The organism is Pedobacter africanus, from assembly GCF_900176535.1.
GTDB lineage: Bacteria > Bacteroidota > Bacteroidia > Sphingobacteriales > Sphingobacteriaceae > Pedobacter > Pedobacter africanus.
Genome location: NZ_FWXT01000001.1, coordinates 588,083 through 602,308, shown reverse-complemented (window position 1 = coordinate 602,308; position 14,226 = coordinate 588,083). Strand labels below are relative to the sequence as shown.

Annotated in this window: 8 protein-coding genes; 5 read left to right on the top strand and 3 right to left on the bottom strand. The window is 41.9% G+C overall.

All coding sequences use genetic code 11. The annotated features are described in order from the left end of the window. Positions 1 to 3 precede the first annotated feature (3 nt). From B9A91_RS02200 to B9A91_RS02190, 3 genes are all read right to left on the bottom strand, one after another. A complete protein-coding gene (locus B9A91_RS02200; protein WP_084236788.1) occupies positions 4 to 3,648 on the bottom strand; it encodes a SusC/RagA family TonB-linked outer membrane protein in 3,645 nt (1,214 codons plus the stop codon). 131 nt (positions 3,649 to 3,779) lie between these two features. After that, positions 3,780 to 4,985, bottom strand: a complete 1,206-nt coding sequence (locus B9A91_RS02195) for a FecR family protein (RefSeq protein WP_084236787.1) — start codon at positions 4,983 to 4,985, stop codon at positions 3,780 to 3,782. A 62-nt stretch (positions 4,986 to 5,047) separates the two neighbouring features. Further along, positions 5,048 to 5,656: an RNA polymerase sigma factor gene (locus B9A91_RS02190; RefSeq protein WP_159451616.1), complete on the bottom strand. Its 609-nt coding sequence runs from the start codon at positions 5,654 to 5,656 to the stop codon at positions 5,048 to 5,050. A 200-nt stretch (positions 5,657 to 5,856) separates the two neighbouring features. Between B9A91_RS02190 and B9A91_RS02185 the strand changes: the two genes are divergently transcribed. The 5 genes from B9A91_RS02185 (at position 5,857) to B9A91_RS02165 (ending at position 14,217) form a co-directional block, all read left to right on the top strand. Next, positions 5,857 to 6,417 (top strand): RNA polymerase sigma factor, encoded by a 561-nt coding sequence (locus B9A91_RS02185; RefSeq protein WP_084236785.1) that lies wholly within the window; start codon positions 5,857 to 5,859, stop codon positions 6,415 to 6,417. 75 nt (positions 6,418 to 6,492) lie between these two features. After that, a complete protein-coding gene (locus B9A91_RS02180; RefSeq protein WP_084236784.1) occupies positions 6,493 to 7,665 on the top strand; it encodes a FecR family protein in 1,173 nt (390 codons plus the stop codon). A gap of 118 nt (positions 7,666 to 7,783) precedes the next feature. After that, on the top strand, positions 7,784 to 11,452 hold the full coding sequence (locus B9A91_RS02175) for a SusC/RagA family TonB-linked outer membrane protein (protein WP_084236783.1): 3,669 nt from the start codon (positions 7,784 to 7,786) through the stop codon (positions 11,450 to 11,452). A gap of 10 nt (positions 11,453 to 11,462) precedes the next feature. Next, complete coding sequence (locus B9A91_RS02170; protein WP_084236782.1) at positions 11,463 to 12,902, top strand: RagB/SusD family nutrient uptake outer membrane protein; 1,440 nt, start codon at positions 11,463 to 11,465, stop codon at positions 12,900 to 12,902. A gap of 46 nt (positions 12,903 to 12,948) precedes the next feature. Further along, positions 12,949 to 14,217, top strand: coding sequence for a TlpA family protein disulfide reductase (locus B9A91_RS02165; RefSeq protein ID WP_084236781.1), 1,269 nt, complete (start codon positions 12,949 to 12,951; stop codon positions 14,215 to 14,217). The last annotated feature ends 9 nt before the right edge of the window (positions 14,218 to 14,226 follow it).

Sequence of the window (14,226 nt, the reverse complement as noted above, 5' to 3'; positions counted from 1 at the left end):
ATGCTAAAATGAAAGGTTTGCGCCAATTGAAATTGTGTTTTGACCTGTTCTGAGAGTCCTTAGGCCGCCAAAGCTGCCAACGGTTTGAAACTCGGGATCAATCCCTGCATTATTTGCACGCCACAACAAGATGTTGCCAACTTGCGTGAATACCCTTAACTGGTTGATCTTCCATCTGTTTAATAAACCATTTGGCAAACTGTAGCTAAGGGTTATGTCCCTGATTTTTGCGAATGATGCATCCAGTACATTTCGGTCGCCCAGGATATAATAGAACGATGACCTGCGCGAGGAATTGAGGCTGGATACAGGAACGAACGAAGGGACATCAGTGAAGTTTTCATCACCGGGTTGTTTCCATCTGTCTTTAAATTCTGCATGGAAATTATTGTTCTGGGCATTTACACCGGTATATCTGCTGTTGACATCTCTGCGCATCACATGGCCAGCATTAAATATGATATTCATCTGCAGGTCAAAAGACTTGTAACGAAAACTGTTATTAAAGCCGCCGGACCATTTAGGCTGTGTGGTGCCCATATACAGGAGATCGTTAGGTTTTGTAATATTCGGTGTCTTAACAATTTGTCCATCGCTTAAACGGATTAAGGGATCCCCTAAAGCGTCCAAACCCTCAAAGTCGTATGCAAATAGCGGATAGGAAGAAAATCCCTGAACTACCGTTGCAGTACTGCGTACAGCACCACTATTAGACGCTGCAGCATAGGATTTGATAATCTTGTTGGTATTGTAAGCGCCATTCAGCATGGTTCGCCAGGTAAAACCCGGGGTGCTGATATTCACCGTCGTTAAAGACAATTCCACACCACGGTTTTTTAAAACACCGGCATTCCCGAATATAGTTGTCGAGGTGGCAGCCGCGAATGGATTTACCAGCAACTGATCCAGGAGACCCTCCGTTTTTTTCCAATACATATCCAATGAACCACTTACGCGGCTATTGAGCAGCCTGAAATCCAGGCCAACATTATTGGTTTTTGTCAATTCCCAGGTCAGCCTTTTATTCGCAGGGCTGTTAATCCTATAAATTGTTCCTCCAGGTACAGTAAATCCTGAAGGGGCACTTGCAAGCAAGATATCTGATGATGCTGCTGTTCCTGGCGAGGGTGAGTTTCCGGTTAATCCGTAAGTTGTACGTAGCCGGAGTTCGTTAACCCAGGTAATTTTTTCCATCCAGTTTTCCCTGGTGATGTTCCATAAGGCGCCTACGCTCCATACGGGTTTATTCTGTGCTGATTTGTCCTTGCCAAAAAGATTGGACTGATCAATCCGCCAGCTTGCATTGATGCCATATTTCTCTAAGAACGAATAGGCAAGATTGGAATAGTAAGAAAGCGATCGGGTATCTATGCCCTGCACATACAACAAGTCTGGGAAATAATTGCCAAAGCCGCCGGTAGTGGGATAAATTGTTCCTGAGATTCCCGAAGACAGTGTTTTATAATCTATCAGCTGTACTGTATTCAGGTTGTCATCAAATCCCCTTGTTAGTTCGGTAGTATTTTTTACGGTAGAAGACTGTGCTTCATTTCCCGCCAGAACGGTAAGCTGATGCTTATTTTCGAGCCAACTTTTATTATAGGTCAACTGGTTCCTGATCGTCCAGTCTTCCCTGGAACTATTTGTTGTAGTCAACCGTCCACCGGTTTTTGGAAAATTATAGGTCACTACACCCGAAGCAGTATTGTATGTAGCAAAACTCAGAACCTCCCTTCTAACCACAAATGCTTTCTGATCTTCAAACTGTCTGGTATCGTTCTTGCCTCTGACATAACTGTAAGTACCTTCAAATTTCAAACCTTTAAAAATATTGACATTTAAACCGGAGTTCAACCTTACCGAAAGTGCATTACTGTTTGTATAGCCAAAGCCAGCTTCGTCTACAGGTACATAACTCAGGTCTATTTTACCTTTTGATTCTGTAGAGGCCCTTAATTCATCGGTAAGATACCTCCAGGACAGATCCAGGTTATTGCCAGAAGCATCTTGAAATAATTGGTAGGGTGTAAACTGAGCGTTAAATGATGGCCAGGGCCTGGATTTCGATAGGTTGTTTGTGATGTCTGTTACCAGGTAAGCCTGGATACTTTTATTTAATTTAAAATCCTGGCGCAGGTTCAATTTAAAGTTGTCACCTGAATTGTCGGGACGATTACCATTTCCTCGGTTTCCGGTATAATTAAAAGAACCATAGAACGTATATCTGTCTGCACCACCGCTAACAGCAAGGGAATGGTTGGTGACCAGGCTATTGCTGTAAAACAGGGCCGATATCTGATCCAGATTAGAGAGGTTAGACATGCTGTCGAGTTTGGCATTGGCCACATCCTGTGTAATCAGCCCTCTGTTTAAATTATAGAGTACCAGCTCGTGAGGGGCGACAATAGGAGAGGTGCTTCCGTTAACTGTTGCCCAGGGAACCACATTGCCGTCAAACGTTTCCCTTGCGGCCTGGATATATTCGCGGCTGTTCAAAACAGGCATATAACTCAGATCGGGACGGGCCTGGAACCGTACAAAGGTATTGTAATCGACTTTTAGCTTTCCGGCTTTACCCGTTTTTGTTGTAATCACGATTACGCCGTTTGCTGCTCTTGTACCCCATATAGATGCTGCAGTGGCATCTTTCAGCACATTCACGTCCATCACATCGTTAGGGTTGATCAGGTTAATGTCATCGTAAGGGACACCGTCTACAACAAAGAGTGGTGAACGGCTTGTGGTTGGTACTGCAAAACCACCAATATTAATGGTTGTTCCAACAGTTGTAAGGCCACGGATTTGAAACTGATCGGCAGATGGTGCGTTGTTAACCGTAAGCCCCGGAATTAAACCGTCCAAACGCTGAATCACATTCATCGTTCCAACCCTGTCGTTGTAGACCTTCATATCTGGTTTAGACACCGACCCGGCACTTCGTGCCCTGGCAATATTCTGATAACCGGTATTGATGGTAACGTTGATCTGGTTCAGCTGGTTCACAGTTGGTTTCAAATTAATGATCAGGTTACCGGAAGCTGGCAGGTTTTTAGCATTCAAAATAATTGTGGAATTTGTGTAGCCCAGGTAAGATATCACCAGGACATCGTTTTCGTTTACCGTTTGTGTAAACTTACCTTCATTATCCGTGAGTTTTACCTGGCTTCGATTCCGGATTGCAACTGTTGCCCCGGAAAGCGGTCTTCCCAGGGAGTCTAGAACCTGGCCCTGAATGCTCTTACCGGGACTGGGATTTTGCCCGCTATCATCTTTTTGGGTGCTGTTTTTTTTCGAAAGAAAGATGGTCCGGTTTGCCACCCGGTAGCTTATTGGCTGATTGCGGAATATAGCGGCCAGAAATTCTGCCAGAGGCATGTTTTTGGCGGTAATTGAAACCGGATCTACCTTATCCAGAAGGTCCATATTACCAAATACCGAGTAACCGGTCTGTTTTTTAATTTCCGAGATCACTTTTTGCATAGAAATGTCTTTTGCGGAAATGGTTACAGTTTGTGCACCCGCAGTTTTAGCTGTACAAAACAAAACGACAATCAATAGATATTTTGTAATTCCTGCCAGTAATTTTACTGGTTTCACATGCCATGGAAATGGCAGGGCTGGTTGGGCCAAAGTAAAGTTTTTTTGCATACTTTTGTAATGGTTTGGTTTAGTAAAATGTGTTATGACGTTTGTAATCAGGCCAATTCTTCCGGAAGTGGTGATAACACTTCCGGTATTTTTTTACCAGATTATTAAGTTCCGTAATTGACGGATAGGATTTAATTTGCTAAAACGATCAACCTCCTTCCTTCTTCTAATCTGAAACGAACGTGTGCCTCTTCCAATGCGGTAAGTACGTCTGCCAGGTTTTCTTTCCTGCTAATTTCTCCAAAGAACCTTAGTTTCGGTGCAGTGCCGTCGTATTTGACCTCAATGTCGTACCATCGTTCCAACTGGCGCATAATTTCCTTCAGTTCCATTCCTTCAAAGTTGAATGTGCCATTTTTCCAGGCGGTAACTTTTTCTACATCCACATTATTGGCAACTTTTATTCCTGAAAAGTTATTTGAGCGTTTTAACTGCGAAATTTGGGCCTGTTGTCCGGGCTTAAGTGTAACTTTTTGGCCACTATACAACACATTCACTGATCCTTCAAGTAGGGTTGTATTTATATTTTCTTCGTTATCATAACTATTGATATTGAAATGTGTTCCCAGTACAACGACTTCGGCTTTATTTTTTGTGACAATTTTAAACGGCATGTTCCTGTTTTTGTAAACTTCAAAGTAGGCCTCGCCATGCAACTCCACCCTTCTCTCATTGCCAACAAATTGGGTTGGGAAGCGAATTGAACTGACCGAATTTAACCACACTTTTGTCCCATCTGGCAATATTAACTCATATTGTCTGCTTTTTGGGGTATTAATGGTGTTATATACCGGATTAGCTGTTTCCGTTTCATATACCAGCGTTCCATTAACTATTTTTGCCTTCACACCCTTTTGTATTTCTATGTAGCCATTTTTTAAGCTGTCAAGCGATACCTGTTTGCCATCAGCCAGGGTTAATATGGCCCCTTCTTTTCCAGGTGCTATATTCAGCGAAGCAGTAGATGTGTTTTTGTCATTCCCCTCTTTTAAATAGACCTTATTGTAAAAGAAATAAAATAATCCTGCAACCAGGCATGCTGCGGCCCACCAGGTAATTACTTTTTTAATTTTTCGGCTGCCCGGTTTCATTTCAATTTCCACTGTGCTGTCTTCAATTATCTTCTGAAGATTATTCCAGGCACGTTCTTTAGAGATATTCTCATACTTTAGCAGTTCTTTAGTCAGCGTATCTTTGTTTTGAATGCGTTCAAAAACACGCTTATTATGAGGATTTTGTACAATCCATTTTTCTACTTCTTTTTGCTGTTCGGCGGAAATAGTGCCTTTTAAATGCAAAATAAGTAAACCAGCAATATGTTCGGGAAGATAGCCCATCAAAATTAATTTTAATTGAAGACGTTGAAAAGAAAAAAACAACCAAAAAAATAAAATAAAAACTAACGCATGGCTTGGGTATAGAGCATAGCGATCTGTAATAATGCAAAAGAAAGCAGGTTTTGAGGAGTTATTTTAGCTCTGATCAGGCTCAAACCTCTTGTTTTTTGATTGCGGACCGTTTGAACAGATAAATTTAGCATAGCGGCAACCTCTTTGGTAGATTTTCCTTCCAGATAAATCAACTTAAAAATTGATTTGCATTGGTCGGGCAAGCTTTCTATCTGTTCATATACCTGCTGAAGTAGGCGGGCAAAGATTTCTTCACCTTCTATAATGGCGTTTTGGTCCAGGAGTTCGTCCTGCAGCTCTTGAAAAAGCATAGGAAAGCGGGCCTCCTTCCGAAGTAAATCGATACAGGCATTTTTTACGCTACCGAATAAAAACGAGGAGAGGTTCGTAATGGAGATAACTGTTGCCTTCTTTTGCCAGAATTTAGCAAAAACATCCATTACAATGTCTTCAGCCTCAATCATATCACCGGTAAACCTGTTGGCAAAATAAACCAGCTGTTTATAATACTTATCAAACAGAATTTTAAATGCAAGTGAATCCCCGGCTGCAAGCCGAGACTTCAACTGTTCATTGTCAAGATGCTGGTCAATTGCCACAGTTATATAATTCTATTTATCAGTTTGCAGGTTGAAGTGTGGGATTGTCAAATGTAACTATTTTCGAAGAACAACTACAAGCACCTTTGGCAGGCCTTTTTGAAAACTTATTGTTGTTTCACCTTTTTTTGCCAAATTAGCAGATCATTTATTGTTTTACAACAAGCGATTGTCAAGTAGAAAATAACAAAACAGTGTTGATGCCAGGGAAAGATTCATCAGAAGATCGCGAGTTTTCATCGTTGTTTGAGAAATACTATAAGCAGATTTATGGCAATACGCTTAGACTGGTTAAGGTACAGGTAATTGCCGAAGACATTGCCCAGCAGGTATTTTTGAATGTTTGGGAACGCCGCCAGCAATTGGCCGAAGTTGAGAACCCGAAAGCCTGGTTGTTCCAGATTGCAAGGAATTTGATTGCCAGCCGCTTTCGTGAAAAACTTTTAGAAGATAAATACCTTACATTTGCCATGGAATTGCTGGAAAGCAATAGCGAGAGCCCGGAAGATATTGTAGTAAATATAGAAAGGGCTGAACTGCTCGACAAATCTCTGGAAGGCCTGTCCCCTAAACAAAAACAGGTTTACCAGCTAAGCAGGCAGGATGGAAAAACCTATGAAGAAATAGCCACTGAACTTGGCATACGTAAAGATACGGTCAAAGAGTACATACAAATTGCCCTGGCTAAAATCAGGCAATATTTGATAACGCATAAAAACGAGCTCATCTCCATTATATTATTCTCAAATATTTTTTATTAATTTTTTTCTCCATCCCCCCCTTTTTCCGTTTGAGTGCGTCTACTACATATCAAGGGCATATTATCAACTATCCAGATGGAAAAGAAAGAATTTCAGGAACTCTATCAATTATGGCTTCAAGGCAAAATGACGGGCAAGGAATGGGCTTTGTTTCAGAAAGCAGTTACTGATGTAAAAAATGATTTGGTTTTGGATGGGCTGATTGAAGCGGATTTAAACAGCAATGAATTCAATTCTGTTTTATCTGATCAGGAACTGAACTTGGCTTATCAGAGGGTTCTTGAGAAGGTTGATGTAAAGCCTTTAAAATTAAAGGTTAATCATTTCTTTACCAATGCAAAAAAATGGCAGATGGCGGCGGTAGCCTCTGTGCTTATCGTTTTGAGTATAGGCCTGTGGATTTACAATGCGGGGCCTGGTACAGGCAAAAGCGGAACAAACAAGAACAGCTATTCAGCTAATGACATTGCACCGGGGGGGAATAAAGCAACCTTAACCCTGGCCAATGGAAAGACCATTACATTAAGTGATGCTAAAAGTGGAGTGGTAATAGATGCTGGAAAACTTAGTTATAATGATGGATCTCCATTAAATGACGACCTGACAGGAGATGTGAAAGATGAGTTGATGGAGATCAATACACCAAAAGGAGGGCAATATGAACTTACTCTTCCGGATGGGAGCAAAATATGGCTTAACGCTGCCAGCACCCTTAAATTCCCCAAAACTTTCTCTGGCCAACCTGGCAGGACTGTTGAGCTGAGTGGCGAAGCCTATTTTGAAGTAGCCAAGGATAAATTACATCCATTTAGGGTAAAAAGTGCAGGTCAGGAAGTGGAAGTATTAGGGACGCATTTTAATGTCAATGCGTATCGTGATGAGGCTCACATAAAAACCACCTTGCTTGAAGGTAAGGTAAAGGTAAATGACGCTGCTATATTAAGCCCTAATGAGGAAGCGGTAGTGGCGGGTGGAAAGATAAAAATAAACCAGGTTAATGCACAGGAAGCTGTTGCATGGAAAAATGGAGAATTTATGTTCAATGATGAGCAATTGGGGATCATCATGCGGAAAATAGCCAGATGGTATGATTTGGAAATACGGTATCAGGATGAAAATATGCAAACTCAGTTATTTGGAGGAACTATAACCAAGTTCGGAAATGTATCTGACGTTTTAAGAATGCTGGAATTAACAGGGGGCGTGCATTTTAAAATTGAAGGAAGGAGGATAATAGTGAACAGATAACTACCCGCAATGTAAATGCCTGAATAAAAAAGGGCCAGAAGTGGTGGAACACTGCTGGCCAATGCCTGGCATTATTTAATAAATTTTTGGACTATCAACTAACACCAAACTAAAGCAAATGTATAAAATTTATACCAGGAAACGGGGTATGCAATTACCGTGTTTCCAGAAAATCCTGCTCATTATGCGACTTACCACCGTAATATTAATTGCAACCATTATGCAGGTCAGTGCATCCGGCTTTGCCCAAAGGGTAACCTTCAGGTCAAAAGATGGATCATTGAAGCAGTTGTTTACTGAAATTAAAAAGCAAACCGGTTACAATGTTGTATGGAAAACGGCAGAATTAAACGCTGCCAGGCCAATCAATGTCAACTTTATAAATACAGCACTTGATGATGTGCTGAAAACAAGTCTCAGTAATCAATCTTTAGGTTATACCATAGAGAAGAACACTATTGTTATAAAGGCAAAGGAGCCTTCCTTTCTGGACAGGCTTGTTAATGCTTTTGCTGATATTGATGTGCGGGGCCGTATTCTGGACGAGAAGGGTCAAGGGCTGCCCGGTGCTACTGTTAAAGTTAAAGGAAACAACAAAACAGCTTTAACAAATAGTAATGGTGAGTTTATCCTGCAAAATGTAGATGAAAATGCTACACTGGTTATTTCTTATCTGGGTTACAAGACAGTTGAAGTAACGGTTAAAAAAGATATTGGACCGGTAACTTTATTACCAGAAGCAGGGAACCTTTTAGAGGTAAATGTAACTGTAAATACCGGCTATCAATCCCTTTCCAAAGAAAGGAGTGCGGGTTCTTTTGCCAAGCCGGATCAGGAAATCCTGGCCAACCGCTCAACAAGCATGAACGTGCTGCAGCGTATAGATGGCCTTGTACCTGGATTAACCGTTAATAATGCTCCAGGATCTGAATCAATACTGATCAGAGGATTAAATTCGATCAATTCCAGCAGGTCGCCGCTGATCGTTGTAGACGGAATACCTACTTCCAATATCAGTCTTATTAATCCTCAGGATGTTGCTGACATTACTGTACTGAAAGATGCTACTGCGGCGTCAATATGGGGTGCAAAGGCATCTAATGGTGTTGTGGTAGTGACCACAAGGAAAGGCACAAACTCGGAAGGCATCAAAGTAGATTATGATGGTTTTATCAGCTTTCAGGGTAAGCCAGATCTTGGCTATTTACCAGTACTGAACAGTCAGCAATATATCCAGGCCGCTAAAGAGGTCTTTGATCCGGTAACTTACCCCTGGAATGTGACTTCGGCGTTTGCCCTGGGATCAGTAGGTATGCCCCCACATGAAATGATATTGTATAACAAGTACCGCGGCCTGATCAATTCCGCACAAGCCAATAAGAGTTTAGATAGCCTGGCCTCGATGAACAACCGCGACCAGATCAAAGATTTGTGGTATCGTAACGCCGCCCTGATGAACCATACCATTTCCCTTACCGGCGGAGGAAAGGTGCACTCATTTTACGGCTCTGCCGCATATACGGATACAAAATCAAACCGTCCCGGTACGCAAGACCGAAGCTACAAAGTGAACCTGCGCCAGGACTTCAACTTTAATAAAGTATTAAAAGTTTATCTGATTACAGATCTGACAAATAACATCACATCTGCCCCAAGAAATGTAAGCATTGATACCAGGTTCTATCCTTATCAATTATTCAGGGATGCAAATGGGAATTCACTTGCCATGCCTTATGTTGGGGCATTAACTGATTCGACCCGTAAGGCTTCTGAGGCCAGAAGCCGGATCAGTTTGGATTATAAGCCTTTGGATGACATGAACCTGGCAGCTGCCAAGGGGAACAGTTTATTGAACAGGGTTATAGGAGGTTTTACTGTAAAACCAATAAAATTCCTGAGGTACGAAGGAGTATTTGGATATATACGTGGGCATAACAAGACGAGTTTGTACGATGACAATACCAGCTTTGTACAGCGAAACGAACTTGTAAACTTCACTGTGGCTGCTAACCCATCGGTAACGCCTGTGTACTACCTGCCAGTAGCAGGCGGTAAGTATTCTACCAATAACATATTACAAAAGGAATGGACAATTCGTAACCAATTTATATTTGACCACTCCTGGAAACAGTCGCTTCATCAACTGACCGTGCTGGCCGGACAGGAGGCACAGGAGCAAATGTTAACGCTAAATCAAAGCATTGCCAGGGGCTACGATCAGCAACTGCGTAATGCTATTCCCGTAGATTACGCGGTGCTTTCGCTTGGGATCCAAAATCCGGTGGTTCCGAATAACCTGAACAGAAGTGTACTTTCGTCTGATTTCTATTCAGAAACCGAGTCGCAAACCAGATTTTCATCCTATTATGCAAACGGTGCCTATACTTACGCCCAAAAATATTCAGTGAATGCAAGCTGGCGCGTTGACAAAAGCAATCTTTTTGGGTTAGATAAAGGCGCGCAGGGAAAGCCGGTTTGGAGTGCAGGGGCTAAATGGATCATATCTGAAGAGAATTTCATGAAACCTATGTCCTTTTTAAATCACTTGTCATTACGGGCAACCTACGGTGTTACCGGAAATTCCCCTGTTCCCGGAACTGCATCTTCATACAATATCCTGTCATCTGCCACCTCCGCGTCCTTACCCGGCGGAAGGAGTTTCTCTGTAGCCACACCAGGAAACCCGAGTTTGACCTGGGAGCGTACCAAAATAACAAACGTAGGGCTTGATTTTGGTATCCTGAACAACCGTGTTTCCGGATCTTTGGATTATTACAGTAAAATAACGGACGACCTGATAGGACAACTTCCGGTAAATACACTTACGGGGTATTCAGTAATAGTAGGGAATTACGGCAGTCTGAAAAATAAAGGTATTGAAGCAGTTGTCAATTCCTTAAATATTAATACTTCTAATTTCAGATGGACGACTTCGTTAAATTTAGCCTATAATAAAAACGAAATCACGTCTATTAAATACCTCACTCCGCTTACTATCGGACAACAGATGATTAGTCAGCGGTTTTTCCCTGGTTATTCAGCCTTTGCGTTGTTTGCTTACAGGTATGCAGGACTGGATGGTCTAGGCGATCCACAGATTAGACTTGCTGATGGAACTGTTACAAAATCGAGAAATGTATCTACACCAGATGATATGCGTTATATGGGAACAACCCAGCCGCCTTTCAGCGGAGGTTTGTCAAATACATTCTCTTACAAAGGGTTTTCATTGGGTTTAAATGCAGTGTTTAATCTGGGACATGTAATGAGACGCGATGTTGGAAGTTATTTCAGCGGCAGGTTAGTTGGTGCCAACGCACTTGTTCTGGCGGCTGGCCGATATACCTCAGGCGTTAATCTTGCTCAGGGCAATGTCAATTCTATATTTCTGGAAAGGTGGAAACAACCTGGTGATGAAAACAGTACTCATGTACCATCCTATGTCAGCAATAGTTCTCTTTCCAATAGCAGACGCGACATCAATTACTATACCTATGGAGATTTGAATGTGCTGGATGCATCCTATATTAAATTAAGAGATATTACCTTATCCTATCGCCTGCCTAAATCGGTAATAAGTAACCTGAAAGCAAGTAACATTACCTTGAGAATGCAGATTTCAAACCTGATGCTGTGGAAAGCAAACCGTTATGGCATAGATCCTGAATTTCAAGGCTATAATCTTGGTGTTGCAAGTGGGGGCGACCCTGAAACAATTTCTAGTGTAAACCGTGCTATGAGAAGTATGCAGGGTATGGTAACATTTGGCGCACACGCGTCATTCTAAAAATACGGACATGAAAAGAATTTTCAATTTTGCTTTATTGCTATGGTTATCGTTTTCAATGATGGCCTGTAAGCGCGATTTTCTCGAAGTAACCCCTGCGGGTAAACTGATAGCCACTAAAACCTCAGACTATGATTTGCTGCTAAATAGCCTTACGCTTGGAAACCAATTTATGACTTACACACAGGCAATGGGTGATGAAATGGCAGCAATTGAACCTTATTTTGCTGGCACCACTTTGCAGCAACAGAGATCTTTTAAGTGGGAAAATACTATCTATGAACAAAATGAAGATGCTCCGGAAGTAACTTATCCTACCAAGGCACTGTACATATACAATATCGTGATTAACGAAGTGCTTAATTCTTCGGGCGGTAGTGATGTACAAAAAAATGCCTTACAAGCCGAAGCACTGGCAGGCCGGGCATGGACCTATTTTCAGCTTATTAATTTTTTCGCTAAACCCTATGCTGCAGCAACAGCTTCATCCGATCCAGGTTTTCCAATAATTGACAGGGCCAACGTGACATTAAATAATTTCACGAGAGCAAGTGTTAAAGAGGTTTATGATTTTATCATTAAAGATCTGCAAACAGCAATTCCCAACCTGAGCGCTACTCCTATTCACCGCTTTCGTATGTCGAGACCTGCTGCTGAGGCATTATTAGGCAAAGTTTACCTGTCTATGGCACTATATAACGAAGCGCTTCCGCACTTAAATACAGCGATGACAGATATCAGCAACTCAACCTACCCGGTCCGTCTTTATGATTACAACGTTACTTTCGGTACCGGAGGTGCGTTCTTGCCTAATTCTGTAATTGGCCCTACCTTACCTAATTTATATAATTATGAAGAAAGCTTATACTCAAGGCAAACCGCAGGAGATTGGACATCAGCATCAAATGCATTATTGTTATCTCCAGCTACAATGTCTCTATACGGTTCGTCAGATTTGCGTAGAAACTTTATGAAAAACACTCCATATCCAAGTGGGGCTGCTTTCCCTTTGGGAATGGTAAGAAAAGCCGGGCCATTTTCTCCAATTATCGGAATGCTGGTACCTGATGTATATCTGATGCGTGCAGAGGTTAAGGCCAGGTTAAACGATCTTCCGGGAGCGAAAGCCGATGTTGAGGCACTTAGAGTTAAAAGAATGCCTGCCGTTGATGCCCCGGTACCAGGTGTAACTGCTTCGGACAGGGTTTCTATGGTTAAATTTATTCTTGATGAACGCATCAGGGAATTTTCAGCCTTAGGATATCGTTGGTTTGATATGAGACGTTTATCTGTCGATGCTGAATTCCAGTCGACGGTAAAATACTCGCATACGCTGTATACAAGCGGTGGAGCGGTATCAAGTACCTTTACATTGAGGCCAGAACGGTTAACGTTTAAAATTCCACCTAAAGTTTTGGCGGAAAACCCGGGAATGCAGGATAACCCCTAATGCCTTACCCTAAATACTGAATATTTTTAATTACACATGAATAACGATGAAGAAGAAACTAATATTTGCCTTCACGGCTATATTAATGTCTGTTATTGTTTTTGCCCAGGAGGCAAAAACAGTAATTCAGGCACATGCTGAAAATGAATCTGAGGCACAAAAGCTTATCCAAAAGTTGTATGCTGAAACGGACGGGAAAAAAGCAGAATTGATTTCTGCTGAAATTGTGAAAAACATAGACACCAATCCTTTATGGAAAGGGGAAGCAGCTAAACGTGATATGTATCGCGTGCATCCATTATATGCGTATCTGAATGCAGAGGACTTTAAAGGCTTCAAAAAACTGTTGGCTAAATTAGGTGATGTTACCGGAACAGAAAGGATACACTTTGTTTCTGCCGGATATGTACGCCGGGTAGTAAAAAAAGGAATTGATCTGGATTTCGCCAGCGAGTTGATCCAGAAAGAACGGGCCTGGGCAAGAAGAAAGATGGAAGAAGCCGATGCCGCAAAGTCGGATAGGGCATTTGGCTATGCGATGTTTACCGCGGATTACGCAGAACTGCTGTATCGGAGGGGAGAAAAAGATAAGGCCCTTGAACTTTATAAAGAGGCAATGCAGTACAACCAGCATCGGAAAGATGCGGACCTTACCAATGCCTATTTAGCCGTGGCTACTGAATTCCTTTCACAAAAGGAACTGAAAGAAGAATTAGAAAAGTTAGTGGAAAACGGTATGACCACTGCTGAAATCATAACCAGATTAAAGACCATATATGTGGACCGAAAAGGTAATGAGATTGGTTTTGATCACTATTTCGCAGCTTTCAACAAGGATAAGGTCAAAGAGAAAATGGAATCGCTACGAAAAACTATGTTAGACGAAACAGCTCCGGTTTTTAACCTTAAAGATCTGAACGGAAATACAGTAAACCTGGCAGATTTAAAAGGCAGGACTGTAATACTCGACTTTTGGGCAACCTGGTGCGGACCTTGCAAAGCGTCTTTTCCAGCCATGCAAGCCATGGTCAACAAATATAAAAACGACCCCAATGTTCAGTTCCTGTTTATCGATACCTATGAACGTGGTGACGCTAAAGAGAAGAATGCCAGAGATTATATTACAGGGCAGAAATTCACGTTCAGGGTGCTGATGGATAATACTGACCAGGTGGCCAAGGATTACAAAGCAAAAAATATTCCCGCAAAGTTCGTCATTGATAAGAATGGAAAACTACGCTTTAGAGCAGCAGGTTTCAGCTCCGATGCCGACCTGATGGAAGAAATAGAGGCAATGGTTGAACTTGTTAAATAATAAAAGAAA

Coding starts and splice junctions, on each gene's coding strand:
- B9A91_RS02175 (WP_084236783.1), top strand. CDS start 7,784: ATGTATAAAATTTATACCAGGAAACGGGGTATGCAATTACCGTGTTTC.
- B9A91_RS02180 (WP_084236784.1), top strand. CDS start 6,493: ATGGAAAAGAAAGAATTTCAGGAACTCTATCAATTATGGCTTCAAGGC.
- B9A91_RS02170 (WP_084236782.1), top strand. CDS start 11,463: ATGAAAAGAATTTTCAATTTTGCTTTATTGCTATGGTTATCGTTTTCA.
- B9A91_RS02185 (WP_084236785.1), top strand. CDS start 5,857: ATGCCAGGGAAAGATTCATCAGAAGATCGCGAGTTTTCATCGTTGTTT.
- B9A91_RS02165 (WP_084236781.1), top strand. CDS start 12,949: ATGAAGAAGAAACTAATATTTGCCTTCACGGCTATATTAATGTCTGTT.
- B9A91_RS02200 (WP_084236788.1), bottom strand. CDS start 3,648: ATGCAAAAAAACTTTACTTTGGCCCAACCAGCCCTGCCATTTCCATGG.
- B9A91_RS02195 (WP_084236787.1), bottom strand. CDS start 4,985: ATGGGCTATCTTCCCGAACATATTGCTGGTTTACTTATTTTGCATTTA.